This window comes from Arthrobacter zhangbolii, assembly GCF_022869865.1.
GTDB classification, from domain to species: domain Bacteria; phylum Actinomycetota; class Actinomycetes; order Actinomycetales; family Micrococcaceae; genus Arthrobacter_B; species Arthrobacter_B zhangbolii.
The window spans coordinates 3,218,023-3,238,813 of sequence record NZ_CP094984.1; the positions used below are offsets into that span (position 1 = coordinate 3,218,023).

Here is a 20,791-nt window from a genome sequence, read left to right on the forward strand (position 1 = left end):
GATGACCTCTCCCGAACTCCTCGTTGAACTCCGAGGCATCAAGAAGTCCTTCGGTCCAGTGAAATCGCTGCAGGGCGTGGACCTCAAACTGCACCGGGGCGAAGTCCTTGGCCTGGTGGGGGACAACGGCGCCGGCAAATCCACGCTGATGAAGGTGCTCGCCGGCGCCGAACAGCACGATGAAGGCGAAATCCTGATCCGCGGAAAGTCCGTGAAATTCAACAGCCCCGGTGACGCGCAGAAGGAAAACATCGGCATCGTCTACCAGGACCTGGCCCTCTGCAACACCCTCGATGTGGCGAGCAACCTGTTCCTTGGCCGTGAGCCGGTCAAGGGCAGGTTCCTGGACCGGCGGACCATGCACGAACAGGCTGCCAAGGTTTTGGATGACCTGCATGTCCGGGTCAAGTCCACCCACCAGGAAATCGGTACCCTTTCCGGCGGCCAGCGCCAGACTGTCGCCATCGCCCGGGCGGTTTCCTTCAAGCCCGACGTGCTGATTCTGGACGAGCCGACGGCGGCCCTCGCCGTGGCCGAGGTGGAGTCGGTCCTCCGCCTCATCCGCCAGGTTGCTGCGGAGGGGGTGGGCGTCATCCTGATTACCCACCGGCTGCAGGACATCTTCCGGGTCTGCGACCGGGTCACCGCCATGTACGAGGGCCAGAGCGTGGATGACCGGCCCATCAGCTCCCTGAACATTGAATCCCTCGTCGCCATGATCACCCGGTCGGACGAAGAGTACCCGGAGGCATCCTGATGACTACCCCCACACCGACCGCACGCGCCGTCCGGACCAGTTCCCCTTCGTGGCTGGAACGCTCGAATAAACCCACGCTGCTGATGGGTGCGGTCACCGTGCTCATCGCGGTGATTTTCTCCATCGCCAGCCCGGCGTTCCTGTCGCTGGGCAACCTGGCCAACCTGGCCACCCAGATTGCTCCGGTCCTGGTGATCGGCGTGGCCATGACGTTCGTCATCACGGCCGGACAGATCGATCTCTCCGTCGGCGCCATTGCCGCGTTCATTGCAGCCACCAGTGCCGAACTGATCGCCACGGGCATGGAATCATCGGTGGTCATCCTGCTGGCCTGCCTCATGGGGCTCGCCTGGGGGCTGGTCAACGGCTACCTGGTCAGTTACCAGGGCATCCCGGCCTTCATCGTCACCCTAGCGACCATGTCCGTGATCCGTGGCCTGGCGCTGCTCTCTACCGAAGGGTTCTCCATTCCCATCGGCGAGCAGACCGTGATGCGGCAGATCGGCTCCGGTTCCTTCCTCGGGATTTCCTGGCTGGCCTGGATCGGCATTGTTGTTTTCATCGCCGGACTGATCCTTATGCACAAGATGCGTTTCGGCCAGTACGTCACCGGCATCGGTTCCAACGAGGAATCGATCCGCCGGGCCGGCGTCAATACCCGCCGCATCAAGATGCTGGTCATGGCCCTCTCCGGCCTGGCCGCCGGCATCGCCGGCGTGATGATCGCAGCCCGCCTGGGGTCAGGTTCGGCGAACTCCGCCGTCGGGCTCGAACTGACGGTGATCGCCGCCGTCGTCATCGGCGGTACCGACCTGTTCGGCGGACGCGGCACGGTTGTGGGAACCCTGATCGGGGCAATCCTCACCGGGTTGATCGCCAACGGCCTGACCCTGGTGGGCATGAGTCCGTTCCTCACCCCTATTGTTACCGGCCTCGTCCTCCTCGCCGCGATCTGGATCAATATGCGCGGCAAGAAACTCTCCGATCTCGTCAGCAGGTTGAGCGGAAAATGACCACTGTCCAGACGGTTGGCGGCCCGGTTGAGCACACCGAACTGGGGCTTGTCCTGCCGCACGAGCACCTGGCAAACGATCTGGCGCGTGCCTTCACTCCCGCCGAGGACCCGCAGATCCGGACCCTGCTGGCCGGCCCGGTGACCGCAGAACTGGCACCTGTCCTGCGCGAACATCCGTATAACAGCAAAGACAACTGCGGCCTGCATGACCCCGCAGCAGTGGTTGAGGATCTGAGCGCTTTTCGGGCAGCGGGCGGGACTACGGTCATTGACCTCACTCCGCCCGGCCTGGGCCGGGACCCCGAAGCCCTGCTGAGGTATTCCGAGGCCTCCGGGGTCCGGGTAGTGATGGGTTCGGGATGGTACCTGCAGAAATTCCAGGCTGGTGAGGAACTGGCGGCCTCCGAGGAGGAGCTCACCGCACAGATTCTCGCCGACTTCGAGCGGCCGGGCGTGCGTCCCGGTGTGATCGGGGAAATCGGCGTCTCGCCGTCGTTCACCGCCGCGGAGGAAAAATCGCTGCGTGCCGCCGCCCGTGCCCAGCTGCAGTTAGGGGTGCCGCTGTTTGTCCATCTCCCCGGCTGGTTGCGGGTTGGCCACCGGGTGCTGGACATCGTGCTGGATGAATGCGGGGTGCGGCCCGAGGCAGTGGTGCTGTGCCACATGGACCCCTCATCGGAGGACCCCGGCTACCAGCTGGAGCTGGCCAAACGCGGCACCTACCTCTGTTTCGACATGCTCGGCATGCCGTACAGCTACCCGGGCGAAGGCATCTCGCCAACCCCGGACCAGGCTGCGGAGGCGGTGGCCCGGCTGATCGAGGCAGGTTACCGGGACCGGATCCTGCTCAGCCACGACGTATTCCTCAAGGGGATGCTCAGCCGCTACGGCGGCAACGGCTTCGGCTTTGTTCCCTCCGTTTTCCCCCGCTTCCTGGCGGAGCGCGGGGTATCCGGGGAAACCGCCAGGGAACTGATGACAAGGAATCCGGCGCAGCTGTTTGTCGATTCACACCACGCATAAACCACTCCACCAGTTACAAGACCACTAGTTATCCAAGAAGGAATCATGGCCAAAGTACTAATTGCCGGCGAAAGCTGGATGACCACCTCCACACACGTCAAGGGCGTCGACGAGTTCTCCGTGCACTCCTACGTGGAAGGTGTGGGTCCGCTCAAGAACGCCCTGGAAGCCGCCGGGCACGAGGTCACCCACATGCCGGCCCATCTGGTGCCGACAGAGTTTCCCGGCAGCGCCGAGGCGCTGGGCCGCTACGACGTCGTTGTGCTCTCGGACATCGGCGCCAACTCCATCCAGCTCGCCCCCGGTGTTTTTGAACGCTTTACGCCGGGCGAGGACCGGCTGCAGGCACTCGCCGACTGGACCCGCGCCGGGGGCGGGCTGGTGATGATCGGCGGTTACCTGTCCTTCTCCGGTTTCCAGGCACGTGCCGCGTTCCGCAATACCGCCATCGCCGAGGTGCTGCCGGTTGGCATGCTGGCCGAGGACGACCGGTGGGAGCTGCCCTCCGGCCTGACCGCCAAGGTGGAGATGCCCGGGCATGCGGTGTTGGGCAGCGCCGGCGAAGAGTGGCCGGCACTGCTGGGCTACAACCGCACCACGCTGCGTCCCGGTGCCGAGCTGGTGGCATCCATTAACGGTGATCCGCTGATCGCGCTGTCCGAGCATGGTTCCGGACGCAGCGCCGTCTTCACATCGGACTGCTCCCCGCACTGGGCTCCGGCGGCCTTCTGCGAGGAATGGCCGGGATACCAGCAGATCTTTGACGGCATCATCCGCTGGGTCTCCGGCGAACAATAAGACGGGTGCCCCCGGCGCCTGTTTCACGGGGCGGCCAAGCAATCCGTTATGTACGGTTGCTTGGCCGCCCCGCTCAGTCCAACGCCGTGGAGACGTGCCGCAGCCAGCGGGCCACCGTTTCCAGTTCCTCAGGGGTGAAGCCGTCATTGATGCGCGTGTTCAGTTCGTTGATGGCCCCGTGGACGACGCCGAGCGCCTCCGTTCCGGCCGGCGTCAGGGCCAGGCGGATGGTCCGGGCATCGGCCGGATCGGGTGCACGGGTGATGAGCCCGGCGGACTCCATCCGGGCCAGCAGCCCGCTCATCCCGGCCGGGGACGCCTGCACCGCGTCGGCCACTTCACCCGTGCTCGCGCCGGGATGGGAGGCGACGTACAGGAGCACCCCGCCCGCGGAGGCACTGATGCCATGCTCCCTGCCCCGGCCGGCAATCCAGCGCCGCAGCCGGCGTTCGGCGGTCAGCGTAAGGAAAAACAGGCGCGGCGGTTTCGCCGTACGCACTGACTCCCCCGGCTCGGCATTCCGGCGGGGCGCGCCTACTGCGGGCTCAGCCCTGCTTTCTCCGTCAACCACGTCAGCACCTCCGGCCACAGCTTCTCACGCGAACTGCGGCGGAAGAAGCCCATGTGCCCGGCAGGTGAATAGGTGCGCCGCTCCACCGAGGCGTTGACCAGGTGGGAGAAGACCGCGTTGATCTGCCCCGGCGTCGCCCAGAGATCGTCGGTGAACCCGATCACCAGCGCGTCCGTCTTCACCTCGGCGGTGCGCCGGGCGGCATCCATGCTCGGATCATCAAAGAAGTAGTTCGGTTTTTTGCTCCAGCCGCTCCACTCCAGCATTGCGGCACCGGGCATGTCCTCCCCCAGGCCGAGCTTCCGGCCGGGCACGGCGCCCAGCAGCCGGCCGGTCAGCGGACCGAGGAAGCTCAGGATCAGTCCCACCCGGAACCGTTCCTTCCGGTCCTCAATGGCCCTGGTGACACCGGCGTGCGAGGCCACGCCCACGAATCCGCGCAGGTCCTCCAGCCCGTTGTTCAGCGCCATGGCGTGGGCGCCGAGGCTGTGGCCCACGGCCAGGTGCGGCAGGTCGGGGAAACGGTCCCGCATCCAGGCCGACGTCGCCGGGACGTCCTGGCCCATCCAGTCGCGCATCCTCAGCTGCCGGTTCGCCTTCGGGCTGCCCGAGGCGCCGGTCCCGCGGTAGTCATAGGTCAGCACGGCAAACCCGTTTTCGGCCAGGTATTCGCCGAAGCCGGTGTACAGCCGTTCCGCCACCGCGGTGGCCGGGTGGATGACGACGGCGGCCCGGGCCGTGCCGTCGGGTAGGCGCAGGGTTCCGGCCACCGCACCGCCGGCGGGAACCGGGATGGAAATCCGTTCGGCAGTGATCGAGGTCACGTCATTATTTCGCATGCGAAACAATATACATGGGACGAACGGTTGCGGATACCCTTCGGGGTCGGACTTCTCGGTCTGGGGTGGGTGGCGGGCTGGCAGGCTGGCTGGCTGGCTGGCTGGCAGGCTGGCAGGCTGGCTGTACGGGCCCGGCACTTTGCCGCCGGTTTGTGGATTCCCTGCCGGTTTGGGTTTGTACTGCCGGTTTAAACGGGCAGCAAAAACCCAAACCGGCAGCAGATTCCCGAACCGGTCGATTTTCCAGGCCGGGACTCTCCCCGGCCCGCACAGATTCCCACGGAGTGTTACTGGTGCGACGCGTGGGGAAACATCCGCCCCACCTGCACCAGAGCGTGGGAAAACCGAGTCACCGCGAGGTTGGCAGCCAAACGAGAAGGCACAAATTACCGATTTTCAGCCGAAAAACGGTAATTTGTGCCTTCTCGATTCCCGCGAACCCTCCGGCCCGCTTAGTAACTCGCGCGGTCCCCGCCCTCCGCAGCGGGGATGTACTTCGCCGCCAGTGCCTCGCTCCCCCGGGCCAGCATCGCAACGTCGGCGCCCACCAGAATAAAGTCCACGCCGGCGTCGATATAGCGGCGGGCGGTGGCCTCGGCGAAGGCGTTCACCCCCACGGGTTTGCCAGCGGCCTTCACCACCCGGATGCAGTGCTCGACGGCGGAGACCACGTCCGGGTGCTCCTGCTGGCCCAGCAGCCCCATGGAGGCGGCCAGATCAGCAGGACCGAGGAACAGCCCGTCCACTCCCTCAACGGCGGCAATCGAAGCCACGTTGTCGACGGCGGCCACGGACTCGATCTGCACCAGCAGCGTCACGGACTCGGCGGCGTTTTCGAGGTAGCCCTCGATCCGGTTCCAGCGGGAGGCACGGGCCAGGGCGCTGCCCACGCCGCGGATCCCGTGCGGCGGATACCGGAAGGCGCGGACCAGCTCGGCCGCCTGCTCCGGGGTGTCCACCATGGGAATCAGCAGGTTCTGCGCGCCCAGGTCCAGGTACTGCTTGAGCAGCACCGCATCCCCGATGGGCGGGCGGACCACGGCACTAACAGGGTAGCCGTGCACGGCCTGCAGCTGCGCCAGCAGGGATTCAATCCCGTTGGGGCTGTGCTCGGCGTCGATCAGCAGCCAGTCCAGGCCGGAGCCGGCGCAGATTTCAGCGACCAGCGGGCTGCCGGAGCAGACCCACATACCGGTCTGGCGGCCGCCGGCGGCAAGCCGGGCGGCGAAGGTTTGCTCTACTCGAAGCGGCATGTGATGGTTCCCAACGGTCCGTAGTCAGCGAAGACGGTATCGCCCTTGTAGACCCACATGGGCCGGGTGAACGATCCGGCAAGAATAATTTCCCCGGCCTGCAGCGAGGTGCCGTGCGCGGCGAGCTTGTTCGCCAGCCAGTACACGCCGGCGGCGGGGTGGTTCAGCACGCCGGCTGCAACGCCGGTTTCCTCGATACCCTGGTTGCGGTAGAGCAGGGCGGAGACCCAGCGGAGATCGACGTCGGCCGGTTTCACCGGGTTGCCGCCCACCACCATGGCGCCCATGGCCGCGTTGTCGGAGATGGTGTCCACAATGGTCCGGCCGTCCATCTCGATCCGCGAATCCAGGATCTCCAGGGCCGGCACCACGTAGTCCGTGGCGTCCAGGACGTCGAAGAGCGTGCAATTCGGGCCGGCCAGCGGCCTGCCCAGCACAAACGCCAGCTCCACCTCGATGCGGGGATGCGTGTAGGCATCCCACTGCAGAACGGCGCCGTTCTCCAGCACCATGTCATCCAGGATGACGCCGTAGTCCGGCTCGGTAATGCCGGTGGCTGCCTGCATGGCCTTGGAGGTCAGGCCGATCTTGTGCCCGGCCAGCTTCCGGCCGGAGGCTAGCAGCCGGTCCGCCCAGAGGTTCTGCACCGCGTAGGAATCCTCCACGGTCATCTCGGGATAACGGGCGGTCAGCAGCGGCACCGGGGTCCGGGTCCGCTTGGCTTCGACCAGTTCATCGGCCACCGCCTTCAGGGTCTCTTTATCTAGCACCGTGCTGCTTTCTGTTCGTTAAAACTAAGGGTGGGACGGGGTGGGACCAGCGTCCGGGAGGACGACGACGGCGCCGGGCTCGCGCCGCCGTCGTTACCGCGCCGTCGTCGGGCCTTTCCGGCGGGGCCGGCCCTAGAGCTGGGTACCGATCTTGAAGCCCTTGGCGGCCTCGCCCGCGTAGCTGCCCGACTCGTCGTCGGGCCGGGTGTAGGAGAACCCGTCCGCGCCGATGGTGACCGCCATTTCGGAGGTCTCCGTGCGCTTGGTCAGCGGCTGCGGGTTGCCGTCCAGGTCCAGGACCAGGGAGGCCTCGGTGTACCAGGACGGGACCACGGGGTTGCCCCACCAGTCGCGGCGCTGGTTGTCGTGGACGTCCCAGGTGATGGTGGGGTTGTCCGGATCACCGGTGTAGTAGTCCTGCGTGTAGATCTCGATGCGGTGGTCATCCGGATCCAGGATGTAGAGGTAGAAGGCGTTGGATACCCCGTGCCGGCCGGGACCGCGTTCAATCCGGTCGGAAATGCGCAGCGCGCCCATCTTGTCGCAGATCTGGATGATGTTGTGCTTTTCGTGCGTGGCGAAGGCCATGTGGTGCATGCGCGGGCCGTCGCCGCCGGTCAGGGCGGTGTCATGCACGGTGTGCTTGCGGTGCATCCAGGCGGCGTAGGTGACGCCGGCGGAGTCCTTGATGTCCTCGGAGACGCGGAAGCCCAGGTCCTCCAGGTAGGCGCGGCCGCGGGGCACGTCCGGGGTGACCTGGTTGAAGTGGTCCAGGCGGACCAGTTCGCCGGCGGAGTAGAGGTCGTAGCGCTGGGTGAGGCGTTCCACGTGCTCGGTTTCGTAGAAGAACTCGTAGGGGAAGCCCAGCGGGTCCTCCACACGCACGGAGTCGCCGATGCCCTTGACGAAGCCATCCTTCCGGCGCTCGGTGCGGCAGCCCAGTTCCTTGTAATACGCCTCGGCCGTGTCCACGTCTTCGGGGCTGCGGACGCGGTAGGCCAGGGCGGCGACGGCGGCCACCGGGCCCTTGCGCAGCACCAGGTTGTGGTGGATGAACTCCTCCAGCGAACGGAGATAGATGGCGTTTTCGTCCTCTTCGGTGACGTGCAGGCCGAGGACGTCCACGTAGAACTTCCGGGACCGTTCCAGGTCCGTGACCACCAGGTCCGTGTAGGCGCAGCGGACAATGTCCGGCGGGGCAATGCCGGGGGTGGGGGTGCGGTTTTCAATCTCCATGGTTTTGCTCCTTTGCAAAAGTAAGGCGATGTGTCCGGGATTCTTTAGCCGTCAACCTTGGCGGCGTCGTCGGTCCCGAACTTGGGCGTGTGGACCTTGCCCAGGGTGATGTGCACGGCCTGCTGGTCGGTGTAGAAGTCGATGGAGCGGTAGCCGCCCTCGTGGCCCAGGCCGGAGGCCTTCACGCCGCCGAACGGGGTGCGCAGGTCGCGGACGTTGTGGCTGTTGAGCCAGACCATGCCGGCCTCGGTGTTCTGCGCGAAGTTGTGGGCGCGGGTGAGGTCGGACGTCCAGATGTAGGCGGCCAGACCGTACTTGGTGTTGTTGGCCAGTTCCAGCGCTTCGGCTTCGGTGTCGAAGGGGGTGATGGCGACGACGGGGCCGAAGATTTCCTCCTGGAAGATCCGGGCGTCGGGGGCGACGTCGGCGAAGACGGTGGGGGCAATGTAGTTGCCCTCTTCCAGGCCTTCGGGGCGGCCGCCGCCGGCCAGTAGGCGGCCTTCGGTCTTGCCGATCTCCACGTAGGATGCGACCTTCTTGAAGTGCTCGGGGTGCACCAGGGCGCCCACCTGGGTCTTCGGGTCATGCGGGTCGCCGACGACGATGGTCTTGGCGCGGGCGGCGTAGCGTTCGCAGAACTCGTCGTAGACCGGACGCTCGACCAGGATGCGGGAGCCGGCGGTGCAGCGTTCGCCGTTGAGGGAGAAGACGCCGAACAGGGCGGAGTCGATGGCGGCGTCCAGATCGGCGTCGGCGAAGATGACGCAGGGGCTCTTGCCGCCCAGCTCCATGGACAGGCCCTTCAGGTGTTCCGCGGCGTTGCGGAAGATGGTCTGCCCAGTGGTGGTTTCGCCGGTGAAGGAGATCAGCGGGACCTCGGGGTGCTTGACCAGTGCGTCGCCGGCTTCCTCGCCCAGGCCGTTGACCAGGTTAAACACACCGGCGGGGACGCCGGCTTCGGTGAAGATGTCCGCCCAGAGGGAGGCGGAGAGCGGGGTGAATTCGGCCGGCTTGAGCACCACGGTGTTTCCGGTGGCCAGGGCCGGGGCGAGCTTCCAGGACTCGAGCATAAACGGGGTGTTCCACGGGGTGATGAGCCCGGCCACGCCGATGGGCTTGCGGTTCACGTAGTTGATCTGGCTGCCGGGGACCTTCATGGCGTCGTCGAACTGGGCGACGATCAGGTCCGCGAAGAAGCGGAAGTTCTCCGCGGCGCGCAGGGCCTGGCCCTTGGCCTGGGTGATGGGCAGGCCGGTGTCGAAGGTTTCCATTTCGGCCAGGCGGGATTCCTGGGCTTCGACGGCGTCGGCAATTTTGTTGAGGATGCGGGCGCGTTCGCGCGGCTTCATCTTGGGCCACGGGCCGTTGACGAAGGCTTCGCGGGCGGCGGCGACAGCGGCGTCGATGTCTTCCTTCTGCCCGGCGGCGGCGGTGGCGTAGGTCTTGTTGGTCACCGGATCCAGTACGTCGAAGGTGGCGCCGTTGATGGAGTCCACAAACTTGCCGTTGATGAAGTGCTGGATGTGGGTGGGCAGGTTCTCCGGGACGAAGTGCGTGCTCATGGTTTCCTCTGGTCTCGAATTCGGCGGGGTCTTTGGGTCTGGCTCGTTGGATCAGCGGCCGTTTGGATCGGGGCTCGTTAGATCGGCGACGGCGGCTGGTTGGCCTGGGCCAGGAAGGCGTTGAGGGTGTTGGTGCGGTGGGTGCGCGCGGCTACTTCGATGACGCGCGGAGCGGCATGCGCCTCGATAAAATCCAGCAGCGCCGCGTGTTCCGCAACGGACGCGTGGGCCCGGTCCGGCACGTACCGGAAAACGGAGGAGCGCATGCGGCCCAGCCGGTTCCAGCCGCGGTGGACCAGGTCCAGGATGTGCGGGTTGGGGCAGCGGGCGTAGAGCAGGGCATGGAATTCGGTGTTCAGCGCGGTGAAGCGGACCGGGTCGAAGGCGGCCAGCAGCTCGCGCATCTGGTCATTCAGATCCCTGGCCCGGGCAAGTTCCTCCGCACTGATCTCCGGGGCGGCCAGCGCGGTGGCGGCGCCTTCGATGATGCTGAGGGCCTGCATGGTGTGCAGGTACAGGTCCGGGTCGATGCCGGCCACGGTCGCACCCACATTGCGTTCAAAGTGCACCAGGCCTTCGGCTTCCAGCCGCCGGATGGCTTCGCGCACCGGGACCACACTGAATCCCATCTCCGCGGCGATGCTGCTGAGCACCAGGCGGTAGCCCGGGCTCATCTCGCCGCCGAGGATGCGCTCCTTCAGCTGGGTGTAGGCCTGCTCCGATTTGGAGCCGGTGGCGGTGCTTGTTGTTCCGTTCATGTCCGCGCTGATGGGTGCGGCGCTCATGGGTCCTTTGGTCATGCCTGTTCCGTTGCCCAGGCCTCGTACTTTTCCTTCCAGGCCGCGTTCATCGGGTAGAGCCCGTCCACGGCGTGGCCGGCCTTCACCATTTCCGCGATGAACTCTTCCTGGTGCTCCTGCCGAATGCTGGCCTCCGCCAGCTCCTCGGCGAGGGCCGGCGGGATGACCAGGATGCCGTCGTCGTCGGCCACAATGATGTCGCCGGGCTGCACGGTGGCGCCGCCGCAGGCAATGGTGATGTCGGTGTCCCAGGGGACGTGCCTGCGGCCGAGGACGGCGGGGTGCGGGTTGGCGCAGTAGACGGGCAGGTCGATGCCGGCCACGGTGGAGTAGTCGCGCACGCCGCCGTCGGTGATGATGGCTGCGGCGCCGTTGTGCTTGGCGCGCAGGGCGAGGATGTCGCCCAGGGTGCCGGTGCCCTTTTCGCCGCGGGCTTCCATGACCAGGATTTCACCCTCGCCCACGGAGTCGATGGCGCGTTTCTGCGCGTTGTAGCCGCCCCCGTGGGACTTGAAGAGGTCCTCGCGGTTGGGGACGAAGCGCAGGGTGCGGGCGGTGCCCACCACCTTGCGGCCGGTGCGGGTGCCGGTGAGGCCGTCGATGGAGACGTTGTTCAGGCCGCGGGCGCGCATCTGCGAAGACAGGGTGGCGGTGGCGACGGATTCCAGCTTGGCCTTCAGTTCCGGGGTGAGGGTCTTTTGCTGCTTTTCCGGCTGCGAGCCGAGGCCGGCCTTTTCGGCGGAGCCCCAGGCCTCTTCGCGCTGCTTGTCGTCGATCTTCGGCTGCGCGCCGAAGGGGGCGAGCGGCGTCGTGCCGTCGGCGACGGTGGTGGCGAGGCGGCCGGTGGTCTTCTCCGTGCCGGGGACATCCACTTCGACTTCGAGGCGGTCGCCGGGGACGGCCACGGAGGCACCGGCGGGGGTGCCGGTGAGGATCAGGTCGCCCGGTTCCAGGGTGAGCAGCTGGGAGAGGTCGGCCACCAGCTGGGCGAAGGGGAAGAGGAGGTCTGCGGTGGTGTCGTCCTGCGCGAGGTCGCCGTTGACCCAGGTGCGGACGCGCAGGTTGCCGGGGTCGACGTCGGCCGCGTTGAGGATGGCGGGGCCCACGGGGGTGAAGCCGTCGCCGCCCTTGGAGCGGAGGTTGGAGCCCTTGTCTGCCCAGCGCAGGTCGTACACGCCCAGGTCGTTGCTGGCGGTCACTCCCCCGACGTAGCTCCAGGCGTCCTCGACGGTGACGCGGCGGGCGGTCTTGCCGATGACGAGGGCGATTTCGCCTTCGAAGCCGAGCAGTTCGCAGCCGGCCGGGCGTTCCACGCTGCCGCCGGTCAGGGCCAGGGAGGAGCTGGGCTTGAGGAAGTAGGAGGGCTGTTCCGGGGTGCGTCCGCGTTCTGCTGCCCGTGAGGGGTAGTTGATGTGGACGGCGATGACCTTGCCGGCCTGCTTGAGCGTGTCCGTGGTGGCGTCGTTGCCCATGTCTCTCCTGGATCAAGTACGAAATCGTATATGATCAGGTTGACATGTGGTGCGGGTCACGTCAAGGGGTTGAAATGCCGGTTTAGGCCACCGTGGGACTCCCACCCTTGGTTTTGTTTGCTGTGCGGCGTCTCTGCGTCCGTGAGACCTGATGGGATGTTTCGGTTCTGGGCTGTCTGGATTGCCCGGCTAATGGACCGGTACTCGTGTTCTGCACTCGTGAAACTAGATCATCCAGCAGGGGCTCCCACCGACCGTAGTCCGTAGCCTTGGCATGGCTCTCAAGCCAAAGTGGAAATTCATACTTCCCTCGAGGGGTGAAGTCGTAGCGGTACTCTCCACCGTGTTTCGCTTTGGACTTAAGGACTATCTCCTCACCTTGCTGCTCAACGAAATGTTGCATAAGCGCGGCGGGGAACATCCATTCGCTCTCTGCATCCTGCTGGCCTACGTAAGTGAGGTATTCCAGCACGGAGCGCTTGTCGAAACCGAATCTTCCGGTCATCAGGTTCCGCCCTGCCCTACCCTCCTCGTCTGAATCGAATAGGGCAACTATTTCCTGCGTGGCCTCTGCCCTCAAGAGGACCGACTGAGCAGCGACTGAGTAGGCTCCCTTGCAAGGAATGATCGTAAGACCAGCCAAGTCCTTGGACCGCCCCAGAGCCTTGATAGCCAATTCAATGAACTGTTTGTCCGTTTCTCCCTCCACGACCAGGATCACTCTGCTGCGTGATGGAACAGAAGCGTATCGATCAAGGAGTTCCGGGATGACGGAATCAACAAAAAGACCCGACAAAAGGCTGGCATGCTCCTCATTTCCCTGAGCTGTACCGACGAGCTTCGAAACGCCATCTTTAACGGTTTTCTCCAAGGCGACGACTTGAGCGGCAGGCGATCTGGAGACGATATACGGTGAATGTGAAGTGACCAGTAGCGTAACGTCATCCCGTTCAGCAAGGCCCTCAAGGTCGTCTCGAAGAGAATGTTGTGCAGCTGGGTGGAGGAAGGCTTCAGGTTCTTCAAGAGCGAATATAATAGATTGTTTACTCGCATCACTCAGATAACGAAGCAGGGCGATGAGGACACCGCCAGCCACGCCAGTTCCCTTTGATGCTAGGTCCGTCTCCACGGAATCGGTGAGTCGTATCCCGATATTCGAGAGCGTGTCCTCCAGAGAGGTCACGGCAGGAATGAGGCCAACTTCCGTAACCTCAGGAAAGAGACGTTTACTCAATTGAAGGATTTTGTCCCGCATCGGCGCAAGAAGACTTTGCTGCAGGTGTTCCTCATAAACAGTGCGAGCTTTTTCTGAGTCGCTATAAGCTGTGCCGAGTTCCTCCCGAAGTACTGAGTGTAGAATCTCACGGAATTGGCCAACGAGAAGCGCTTCAATACTCTGTCCGCTCTCGACGGAGACAAATCTAACGAGTTGACGGAACTTCTTTAGCGCTTGCTCGTTTAGCTTCGGGTCGCCGCGGCGCCCACCCACGCCTTTCGCCGCGAAATATTCTTGCCTAATCAATCCCGTGGTGCGACTGCCCCGGTATTTAACGACAAGGCGTATCTCTCCATTGGCTGCGTATGTGGGTTTCCCGAGACCTACGACGCTCTCTTCGTATTCCGTCAAGTAGCGGATCAAGGTTTTCTCGGGACTGGTGCGAGGCTTGATTTTAAATGTCAGCATTATGTGTGGATAGGCATAGCGAAGCTGCCCAGGAACGTCATTGTCGGGATTGAACTCATATGATGGGTCTAATGCGAGCTTGAGCGCTCTAACGAGGTTCGATTTTCCGCAGTTATTTGGTCCAACAAAGGAATTCATGCCGGAGACTAAGGGGACGTCAAAGGCGCCCACAAAGGAACGGAAGGATCTTATTTCTAAGCGCACTAACTTCAATTTCCACATCTCCAAGCTCTCGGAACCTGTCGTAATTCTTACATGGTCTATAGCGCTTGGTGGGCAGTGCGAAAGACGGCGTGTCGAATGTAACCCCTCTGGATGGATGGGCACTAGAAGTACTCCGGCAGCATATTCTTTGGTCGATTGTGCATGGGGATCAACCTAGCCATTGCTGTGGGTATCATCGGTACGAGCGTCATCGAGGGGCCCACTTCGGATTTGAGTGCATCACTACAAGAACGCACACAGCCGAGGAAGCAGCCTGCGCCAGAAGTAGCGACTGGGAACATACCCCAGGATCAGGCTAAGCAGCAGCGGAACCAGCGCTCGAAGTGTGGTGTCCAGACGGCGCATCAGCGACCCGGCCTGGGCGCCGGGGATCGGTCCGAACGGGGTTTCCTTGGGCGGAAGAGTCCATCGGGCTGGCCCCGGTAGTCGCCCGGAGCCGACGTGCCAAACCCCACACCTGCCAGCAGGATCGCCCGCGCCGAGCAGCAACAGCACACAACGCCCGGGTCCACGACGCCAGCGCAGCAGCAGGCAGCACCGCGCCCACCGCCGGAACCGCAGCAAAGACCGCCACAGCAATCACCCCTTGAGGCTTCCTCCATGTGAATTCGGACGCTCACGGAATATCCCTCGCAGCCCACATGGTTGCCCTAGGCATACCAACTGCAGCCAGGGAGAACCCACGTCCCGCTGCGAGCAACCGAAGGACCCCCACTTGAAACTCTTCACCCCCCTCACCGTCGGCACCATGGAACTGCCCAACCGCCTCGTCATGGCACCGATGTCCCGCGTGCGCGCCGACCGCACCGGCGTGCCCACCGACATCATGGTCGAGCACTACCGCCAGCGCGCCTCCCTGGGCCTGATCATCAGTGACGGCATCTACCCCTCCTTCACCGGCCAGGGCAACGCCCTGATGCCCGGTCTGGTCACCGAGGAGCACGTGGCCGGCTGGAAGCGCGTCACCGACGCCGTGCACGAAGCCGGCGGCCGGATCGTCGCCCAGCTGATGCACTCCGGACGCGTCGCGCACGAGAACATCAACGGCGGACGCCAGCCGCAGGCCCCCAGCGCCATCGCGGTCGAGGGCATGGCGCACACCTACGACGGCAAGCAGCCCTTCCCGGTGCCGCACGCCCTCACCGAAGCCGAACTTCCGGGCGTCGTGCAGGACTTCGTCTCCGCCGCGCGGAACGCGATGAAGGCAGGGTTCGACGGCGTCGAGCTGCACGGCGCCAACGGGTACCTGCTGCAGGAGTTCCTCTCCCCCGTCTCCAACACCCGCACCGACAACTACGGCGGCTCCCCGGAGAACCGCGCCCGGATGGTCATCGAGACCTTCCGTGCCGTGGCCGAGGCCGTCGGCGCCGAGCACACCGGCATCCGCATCTCCCCGGAGCACAACATCCAGGGCGTGCTGGAAACCGACCGCGCCGATGTGACCGCCACCTACACCGCCCTGGTGGACGGCATCGCCGACCTGAAGCCGGCCTACCTGTCCATCCTGCACGCCGACCCGGCGGACGAAATGGTCCAGGACCTGCGCCACCGCTTCGGTGGCCCGGTGCTGATGAACACCGGCTTCGGCACGGTCACCAGCCGCGAGGACGCCATCATGCTGCTCGAGGAGGACCTGGCCGACGCCGTCGTCGTCGGCCGCCCCGTCATCGCCAACCCGGACCTGGCCCGCCGCTGGCAGGAAGACCACCCGCTGAACGAGATCGACCAGGCCAACGTCTACACCGACGGCGCCGCCGGCTACACGGACTACCCGGTGCTGGAACCGGTTTCCTAACCCTGGAAGAACGACGATGACGGCCCCTCCGCACCATGCGGAGGGGCCGTCATCGTCGATTCAGACGTACTTTGCTTTTAGGCGCCTCAGCCGCGATGTATCTTTGCGCCGCCACACGCACTACGTGGATACCGAGTGCCAGGCAGTAGGCTCATCTGCGTATACAACCATGGGGGGCAAGTGGGAAAGACAAACACGCCTGCAGATGATGCTCTGGCACGACTACAGGAGGCGCGAACCGAGGCCGAGCATGCGCGCCGCGAACGAGAGGCGTGCAGGTACGCCCTGACCACCCAGCTCCTCCAAGTGACGAGCGTCGTAGAAAGGTTCACCCGACGCCGCGACCACCTGCTGGCAGCCGGAGAAGAAAACCCCGGGGAGGCCGGGCAAGCAGCTGAGCTGGCCAGCACGGCCGAACGACTCCGGAAGAATGCCGAAGGCACGCAGCAGTGGCTGGCCGACCGCATTGAACCAGCATCGGAACAGGCTCGGAAGGCAGCAGATCTTGTGGTCCGCATCGACGCAGCGGCCAAGAAACTGGAGCAAGCCATGCACAGGCTTGAGCTGGCCAGCCTAGAGAAAGCGAACCGTGAACGCCTCGCTGATTTGGAACGCATCAGCGTGGCCAGACTCCATCAACTGGGTCGGGCGAAACCCGGTCCCCGCACCGGCAGCCTCGTACCGCCGCCGCTTGCGCAGTCCGGCCTCGATACCTATGTCAGGGACGTTACCCGCCTAGCCTACGAAGCCGAGGCCCTGGCCGACCTGCAGTTGAAGGGCATCTGATGAAGCCGGTTTCCTTCAACCTCATCATGGCGTCGCATACGCAACGTGCTTCCAACCTTATTGTCATGATTGTTATTTTCCTGATTGCGGGGGCCCTTAGTCCACTGCTGCTGCCTATCCCGTTCTTTATCGCCGCATGTGTTGAAATCGTTTTTGAGCCCATCCGTTGTTGGCGCACACTCCGGTACCGGGAAGGGGAGGCAGCCTCGCTGACAGTCCGAATTCGCGGGATCTTTCCGAGCGCCCCGGACATCAGGCCCTCCCAGCTGGCGTCGTTGGTACGCCAAGGTCGCCTTACTGTCGACGGCGAGGACGGGTCTCGCCTTCGCCTGGTCCTAAGTGACGTGGTCCGCCTCAAGAAGCTCCGCGACGGGTACACGGTACGGGCGTCTTTCTGCCCGTCAGACTTCGGTCTCGGGGAGTTCGACAAAATTATGGGCGATTTGGTTCACAGCACCCCCGTGGCTACAGCCGTGCAGCGCATCAATGAGGAGGAGCGCAACCAGCGTCTGCGGGCGCCAATCGACCTGCCATACCCGGAAAAGCCTGATCTGGCCGTGACGGAAAAACCCGCGTTTTTGCAGCCACCCAAAAGTAAGGAAGGCATCTCCGACGAGAAGAAGGATCCGACTAAGACCGACGTCTGAAAAGTTTGCCAGACTAGAAGGCCTGCGGCCTGGAGATGATGCGTTCCACCTCGTTGGGCGCCTCGCCATGCGGTGCCCTACCGCCGGTAGCTCCGGGCAGTCGGCCGCCGCGTACGGCCGCCGGTCTCAGGCGTCACGGTGTGAGGATATGCCGCAGGTAACGGCCGGGCTCGTTCAGGTAGGACCTCCAGTTAGTCACCAGGTCCAGGTCATCCCACTCGCGGCGGGCTATCCCGTGGGCGCCTGTCTCATAGATGGTGGCCCCGGGAAGCGAGGCCAGCACGGGGGAATGCGTGGCACACAGAATCTGCGATCCGTTCGCTGCGAGATCGCTGAGCACGCCGATCAGGGCAAGGGTGGCACTGAAGGACAATGCGGCTTCGGGCTCATCCAGGCAGTAAAACCCGCGGGTGTTGAGGTAGGTATCCGTAAGGGCCATAAAGGACTCTCCGTGGCTCATGGCATGGAAGTTTCCGCCGCCGGCCTGGTCCTGGAAGGTGTAGTACCCGTGCATCGTTTCCGCCCGAAGGAAGAAGCCCCATTTCGGGGCACCCGGCTGCCGGACCAGGCTGATCCAGCTGCTCAGCGGGGATTCGGTTTGGTGCGTGCTGTGGGCCGAATGCACCGTTCCGCCCTCCGGCCCCAAGCCGTAGGCTGCCGCGACTGCCTCCACCAGCGTGGATTTGCCGCTGCCGTTCTCCCCCACCAAAAAGGTCACTCCGGGTGGAAGCTCCAATCCGGATTCCAGGACCGCAGCCACGGCCGGAACCGTAACGGGCCAGCCGGATGACGGAACATCCGCGTCCGCCCTGCGCCGGACTTCGCGGATCAGCCGTGGATCGTCAAGACCTCGGGAAGATGACATCTGGCTATTCTGGCAGGCTGCAGTGACAAAACCCGGGACCTGTATTGTGGCAACACTCAGCTGTTGACGCAGGAGCGTGTCAGTCGGAGTCGACGGCTGGGGGCTTGTCCCCGTCGTCGCCCCTTCGCTGTTCGACGCCGGAAGCGCCGGAAGCGCCGGTTGCGCCGGCAACACCGGATACGGGCGGAACCCGCCGCCAGGGACGCCGGTCGTAGATTGCCAGCAGCTGGGCACCCAGTCCAAGGAACACCATGGCCAGCCATACAACGATGTTCAGCCACGGAATATGCAGCGCGACAATGAGAATCAGGCCGCCGACCAGCGCCTTCACCACCGGATGCTGGTTGCCGCGGAAAATGAGCCGGCCAATGAAATAGGCACCGACAACAAAGGTGGCGAGCGTCAGCGTTATCCAGACCAACAGGACCGCCAGGGCCAGGGGCGCCCCGATGACCGTGGCCAGAAGGAGCACCACCACCAGGGGAACGGCGATTGATGCCACGAACCCGACGAGCAGCGCCAGCCATGGCCGGGGCAGGAGCCTGTCGGTCACCCGGTGCAGCAAACGGGGGAAGAGCCAGCCCGCGAGCACGGTGATAAGGCTCAGCGCAACCAGCGCATACAGCAGCCCGAGCAGCCACCCGACGAACTTCTCCCCCGCCGTGGGCTCCTGCTCGGGTTCCGGGGCGATGCGCTCCACGTTGCCGCTGACCGCATCCGCGGCGATGTTTGCCTCCTGGTCGGAGTTGTACGTGAGGTTGCCTCCGACCGTGCCGTTGATGGTGAGGTTTCCGACGCCGACCTCGACATCCCGGCCGATCGCACCGGAGATGGCGATGTCACCGGCGGCGCCCACCAGGTCGTCTCCGAATGACCCGGCATCGGTCACGGTGAGGGTTGCCGCGAAGATCGTTCCGCTGCGCGCAACCTCACCGCTGATGGTCACGTCCTGCCCGGCGAGCCGCACGTTTCCGTCCACGTTGCCGGTAATGGAAATCGTTTGGGCTGCCGCGATCACGTCCCCCGTGACATTTCCGCTGATGGTGACGCTCTGCCCGGAGACATACACGTCACCGGACACGTCATCCTGGACGTCGATGTTCACTCCGCTGTAAAACTGCGGCCCGGAGCCGTCATTCACCACGGCAAAGGGTGCGGACTGCGGGCTGGACTCCGGGGACACGGCGAATGCAGCCGCCCCCGTCGCCAGGACCAGAATGCAGACGGCTAGAAGTGCGGAGAAAGCCCGCCGGGCAAGAGAGGGAAGTCTCATCGGAATGCCTTTCCGGGGGTACGGTGTTCGGCTGTTCTTCCTCGTCAGAGGGCTGATGCAGCGGCATCCCGCGGCTGGGCAGCCGCTGCGTATCCGGCGCCGCGCTCCTGCGGCCAATATCTTCAGTGTCCTGCAGATGTCCGCCGCGCAATAGAGGCGACGGCGACTGGGCGGCACTGAGGATGATTACGGAGTTGGCAATACCTTCTCCGCCCTGCGTTGATTCATGGCCCGGTATTTTTCCGCCACGTCCCTGAGGGGAAGCCCGAGGTCAAAGACCTGGCCGCGTGCTACACGGACTACCCGGTGCTCGCTCCGGTTTCCCGGCTGAAACAAACGACGACGGCAGGCCTGCCGCGGAATGCGGGGGCCTGCCGTCGTCGTTTATTAGCGCTTTGACGGCTGCGACGAGCGGTCCTCTCCCAAGTACTGCGACTCGATGTCCTTGCTCCAGGCACGCGCGTAGAGGCCAAGAATCGCCTGTTCCCTATACGGGAAGCCCAGCCGGTTGAGTGCCAGCTGGCTGACACGCGTAGCCAGCTGCTGCGCACTGCGGCTGATGCGCTGCTTGTCAGCCCGGTACAAATACTCGTCAACGGCTCTGGCCCAGCGCTTGCGCCAGACCTCCACTGCCGTCTCTGCGGCCAACGCGGCCATTATTCGGTGGACGGGCACTACCCTGGGCGCAATCTGAGCCATCATTGTTGTGCGCACCTGTGTGGCATGCGGGCCCGCCGCACCGACACAGGTGCGCAGATGAGCGTCCCAGAAATAGTCCCAGCTAGTGGTCCTGCGGTCGGCCCAAACAGAGGACCGGGGTCCGCGCATCATTGCGTGCCCCGTATCGAAGAGAAGCAGGGCACCCAGCATCGAACGCATGTTGGGGCTGGGGAAACGGTTGACCGCCCACAACGCCAGCGTCGATGACAGCTCGGAAATCTCCGCCGCCAGTTCCAAGCCCTTAAACCCGCCAAAGTATGCAAGAGGCGCTTCAAGCAACTCAGGCACCGGTTCGCCCGGCGGCGGATAAACAACGCCAGGCGACTGGGTGATCTTGACCGCCCCCACTGTGGCTACGTTTTCGTCCGCCAGTGCACGCGCAAACTTCCAGGTGCGTTCGATGACATGCTCGGGGGCACGCAAATGCAGGTCCACGACGGGGGAAACGGGTTCCAGGCGCCGGACAAACCGAAACCTGTCCCCTTCCCCGGCCCGCAGCTGGGAAGAGAGAGGGCCAATAATATGGCGGACAATATCGTCGCCGGCCTCCTCACGATCCGGCTCAAGGGTCAGCATTGACCACAGCATGGTGCTGGATCGCGGCTGAGGACGGGCAGGTACTCCTCGATGTACAGTGTCCGATTGGATTACGCGGTTCATATCATCCCCAAAAAAAGATCGTCCTGACTTCGGGTGTGCT

General features: G+C 64.5%; 19 protein-coding genes. 7 read left to right on the forward strand and 12 right to left on the reverse strand.

Annotated elements, in window-relative coordinates:
- Position 1: 1 nt before the first annotated feature.
- The 4 genes from MUK71_RS15015 to MUK71_RS15030 are packed head-to-tail and all read left to right on the forward strand — an operon-like array spanning position 2 to position 3,593.
- Positions 2-757 (forward strand): ATP-binding cassette domain-containing protein, encoded by a 756-nt coding sequence (locus tag MUK71_RS15015; RefSeq protein WP_227902885.1) that lies wholly within the window; start codon positions 2-4, stop codon positions 755-757.
- A complete protein-coding gene (locus MUK71_RS15020) occupies positions 757-1,770 on the forward strand; it encodes an ABC transporter permease (protein WP_227902886.1) in 1,014 nt (337 codons plus the stop codon). Before MUK71_RS15015 ends, MUK71_RS15020 begins: the two co-directional genes overlap by 1 nt.
- Positions 1,767-2,795 carry a phosphotriesterase family protein gene (locus MUK71_RS15025; protein ID WP_227928373.1) on the forward strand — a complete coding sequence of 343 codons (1,029 nt, stop codon included), beginning with the start codon at positions 1,767-1,769 and terminating at the stop codon, positions 2,793-2,795. Before MUK71_RS15020 ends, MUK71_RS15025 begins: the two co-directional genes overlap by 4 nt.
- Before the next feature lie 45 nt (positions 2,796-2,840).
- On the forward strand, positions 2,841-3,593 hold the full coding sequence (locus MUK71_RS15030) for a glutamine amidotransferase (RefSeq protein ID WP_227928372.1): 753 nt from the start codon (positions 2,841-2,843) through the stop codon (positions 3,591-3,593).
- Positions 3,594-3,666: 73 nt separating this feature from the next.
- Here MUK71_RS15030 and MUK71_RS15035 read toward each other — a convergent pair whose 3' ends face one another.
- From MUK71_RS15035 to MUK71_RS15075, 9 genes are all read right to left on the reverse strand, one after another.
- Entirely contained in the window at positions 3,667-4,164 is a 498-nt protein-coding gene (locus MUK71_RS15035) for a MarR family winged helix-turn-helix transcriptional regulator (RefSeq protein WP_244802793.1), read from the reverse strand.
- Positions 4,128-5,003 (reverse strand): alpha/beta hydrolase family protein, encoded by an 876-nt coding sequence (locus MUK71_RS15040; protein WP_227928371.1) that lies wholly within the window; start codon positions 5,001-5,003, stop codon positions 4,128-4,130. Before MUK71_RS15040 ends, MUK71_RS15035 begins: the two co-directional genes overlap by 37 nt.
- Before the next feature lie 452 nt (positions 5,004-5,455).
- Positions 5,456-6,256 carry an HpcH/HpaI aldolase family protein gene (locus tag MUK71_RS15045; protein ID WP_227928370.1) on the reverse strand — a complete coding sequence of 267 codons (801 nt, stop codon included), beginning with the start codon at positions 6,254-6,256 and terminating at the stop codon, positions 5,456-5,458.
- Positions 6,241-7,026: a 2-oxo-hept-4-ene-1,7-dioate hydratase gene (gene hpaH, locus MUK71_RS15050; protein WP_227928369.1), complete on the reverse strand. Its 786-nt coding sequence runs from the start codon at positions 7,024-7,026 to the stop codon at positions 6,241-6,243. Before hpaH ends, MUK71_RS15045 begins: the two co-directional genes overlap by 16 nt.
- A 132-nt stretch (positions 7,027-7,158) precedes the next feature.
- Positions 7,159-8,256: a 3,4-dihydroxyphenylacetate 2,3-dioxygenase gene (gene hpaD, locus MUK71_RS15055; RefSeq protein WP_227928507.1), complete on the reverse strand. Its 1,098-nt coding sequence runs from the start codon at positions 8,254-8,256 to the stop codon at positions 7,159-7,161.
- A gap of 50 nt (positions 8,257-8,306) precedes the next feature.
- Complete coding sequence (hpaE, locus tag MUK71_RS15060; RefSeq protein WP_227928368.1) at positions 8,307-9,824, reverse strand: 5-carboxymethyl-2-hydroxymuconate semialdehyde dehydrogenase; 1,518 nt, start codon at positions 9,822-9,824, stop codon at positions 8,307-8,309.
- A gap of 77 nt (positions 9,825-9,901) precedes the next feature.
- Positions 9,902-10,582 (reverse strand): GntR family transcriptional regulator, encoded by a 681-nt coding sequence (locus MUK71_RS15065; protein WP_244802853.1) that lies wholly within the window; start codon positions 10,580-10,582, stop codon positions 9,902-9,904.
- Positions 10,583-10,620: 38 nt separating this feature from the next.
- Entirely contained in the window at positions 10,621-12,096 is a 1,476-nt protein-coding gene (locus MUK71_RS15070; protein ID WP_227928366.1) for a fumarylacetoacetate hydrolase family protein, read from the reverse strand.
- Positions 12,097-12,178: 82 nt separating this feature from the next.
- The gene (locus MUK71_RS15075; protein WP_227928505.1) at positions 12,179-14,002 is read right to left on the reverse strand and encodes an ATP-dependent nuclease; all 1,824 of its coding nucleotides are present in this window, start codon (positions 14,000-14,002) and stop codon (positions 12,179-12,181) included.
- Between the two features lie 718 nt (positions 14,003-14,720).
- Between MUK71_RS15075 and MUK71_RS15080 the strand changes: the two genes are divergently transcribed.
- The 3 genes from MUK71_RS15080 (at position 14,721) to MUK71_RS15090 (ending at position 17,233) form a co-directional block, all read left to right on the forward strand.
- A complete protein-coding gene (locus tag MUK71_RS15080; protein WP_227928365.1) occupies positions 14,721-15,800 on the forward strand; it encodes an alkene reductase in 1,080 nt (359 codons plus the stop codon).
- A gap of 306 nt (positions 15,801-16,106) precedes the next feature.
- Entirely contained in the window at positions 16,107-16,586 is a 480-nt protein-coding gene (locus tag MUK71_RS15085; RefSeq protein ID WP_227928364.1) for a hypothetical protein, read from the forward strand.
- Positions 16,586-17,233, forward strand: coding sequence for a hypothetical protein (locus MUK71_RS15090; protein WP_227928363.1), 648 nt, complete (start codon positions 16,586-16,588; stop codon positions 17,231-17,233). The genes MUK71_RS15085 and MUK71_RS15090 overlap by 1 nt, the downstream gene beginning before the upstream one ends.
- 133 nt (positions 17,234-17,366) lie before the next feature.
- Here the strand turns inward: MUK71_RS15090 and MUK71_RS15095 are convergent, their stop codons facing one another.
- The 3 genes from MUK71_RS15095 to MUK71_RS15110 all read right to left on the reverse strand — a co-directional run bounded on the left by MUK71_RS15095 (position 17,367) and on the right by MUK71_RS15110 (position 20,679).
- A complete protein-coding gene (locus MUK71_RS15095) occupies positions 17,367-18,098 on the reverse strand; it encodes an AAA family ATPase (protein WP_227928362.1) in 732 nt (243 codons plus the stop codon).
- Between the two features lie 79 nt (positions 18,099-18,177).
- Entirely contained in the window at positions 18,178-19,371 is a 1,194-nt protein-coding gene (locus MUK71_RS15100; RefSeq protein WP_227928361.1) for a DUF8173 domain-containing protein, read from the reverse strand.
- A 387-nt stretch (positions 19,372-19,758) separates the two neighbouring features.
- Positions 19,759-20,679: a lantibiotic dehydratase C-terminal domain-containing protein gene (locus MUK71_RS15110; protein ID WP_227928360.1), complete on the reverse strand. Its 921-nt coding sequence runs from the start codon at positions 20,677-20,679 to the stop codon at positions 19,759-19,761.
- Positions 20,680-20,791 lie beyond the last annotated feature (112 nt).

Bases quoted from the DNA above. Each gene is read 5' to 3' on its own strand.
- MUK71_RS15015 (WP_227902885.1), top strand. From the start codon at position 2: ATGACCTCTCCCGAACTCCTCGTTGAACTCCGAGGCATCAAGAAGTCC.
- MUK71_RS15020 (WP_227902886.1), top strand. From the start codon at position 757: ATGACTACCCCCACACCGACCGCACGCGCCGTCCGGACCAGTTCCCCT.
- MUK71_RS15025 (WP_227928373.1), top strand. From the start codon at position 1,767: ATGACCACTGTCCAGACGGTTGGCGGCCCGGTTGAGCACACCGAACTG.
- MUK71_RS15030 (WP_227928372.1), top strand. From the start codon at position 2,841: ATGGCCAAAGTACTAATTGCCGGCGAAAGCTGGATGACCACCTCCACA.
- MUK71_RS15040 (WP_227928371.1), bottom strand. From the start codon at position 5,003: ATGCGAAATAATGACGTGACCTCGATCACTGCCGAACGGATTTCCATC.
- MUK71_RS15045 (WP_227928370.1), bottom strand. From the start codon at position 6,256: ATGCCGCTTCGAGTAGAGCAAACCTTCGCCGCCCGGCTTGCCGCCGGC.
- hpaE (WP_227928368.1), bottom strand. From the start codon at position 9,824: ATGAGCACGCACTTCGTCCCGGAGAACCTGCCCACCCACATCCAGCAC.
- MUK71_RS15065 (WP_244802853.1), bottom strand. From the start codon at position 10,582: ATGAACGGAACAACAAGCACCGCCACCGGCTCCAAATCGGAGCAGGCC.
- MUK71_RS15070 (WP_227928366.1), bottom strand. From the start codon at position 12,096: ATGGGCAACGACGCCACCACGGACACGCTCAAGCAGGCCGGCAAGGTC.
- MUK71_RS15075 (WP_227928505.1), bottom strand. From the start codon at position 14,002: ATGTGGAAATTGAAGTTAGTGCGCTTAGAAATAAGATCCTTCCGTTCC.
- MUK71_RS15090 (WP_227928363.1), top strand. From the start codon at position 16,586: ATGAAGCCGGTTTCCTTCAACCTCATCATGGCGTCGCATACGCAACGT.
- MUK71_RS15095 (WP_227928362.1), bottom strand. From the start codon at position 18,098: ATGTCATCTTCCCGAGGTCTTGACGATCCACGGCTGATCCGCGAAGTC.
- MUK71_RS15100 (WP_227928361.1), bottom strand. From the start codon at position 19,371: ATGAGACTTCCCTCTCTTGCCCGGCGGGCTTTCTCCGCACTTCTAGCC.
- MUK71_RS15110 (WP_227928360.1), bottom strand. From the start codon at position 20,679: ATGCTGTGGTCAATGCTGACCCTTGAGCCGGATCGTGAGGAGGCCGGC.